This is a genomic window from Vibrio sp. 03_296 (assembly GCF_002265885.1).
The window spans coordinates 1-588 of record NZ_NPKW01000629.1; the positions used below are offsets into that span (position 1 = coordinate 1).

Genomic DNA, 588 nt, shown 5'->3' on the forward strand with positions numbered 1-588 from the left:
ATTACGTTGGCCAACCAGTTTACTCAGTCGCAGCTTCCCTTGGGTTGCTTTGCCCATTTCAATTTCATCTGCGCCCCAACCAATATTCGCCCAAACGTCAATGAGTTTCGATGTTCATCATCCAACTGAGCAACCCAGCTTTGCACGCCTTTCCAATCCGCCTGTTGTAAAGCAAGACGAATTCGGCGCTCAATGAGGTTTTGCTTATGTGATTTTTTCAGCACTGCATCACGCCACTGAGCCAACGCTTCCGATTCGATATTAATCAAACGGAAAGCCAAATATTCGGCCAACTCCTGAGCTTGTACCGATGAAAACTTTTGAGCTTTGATGACCTTAGCGTACAGCTCTTGAGCACGTTTGATATCTTTACGTGCCAGTTTCTCTAGTGCTAGCTCGGTTTGCTTACGATAAAATTCGTTGGCTTTATGCTGCTTGGCAAACTCCAACACCGACTCAGGACGATTGAACAGCGCTTTCATCTCTTGGGCTTGCTTTTTCGCTTGGCTACTTTTCGGCAATTTCAGCAGATAAGTCATTAACTTGCTGTTTTTCTGCTCAAACGCAAGCAACATACGTTGCAAAATC

Annotated in this window: 1 pseudogene; it reads right to left on the reverse strand. The window is 45.2% G+C overall.

Annotated elements, in window-relative coordinates:
* Positions 1-588: pseudogene (locus CIK04_RS26720) on the reverse strand (lytic murein transglycosylase); the annotation flags it as partial.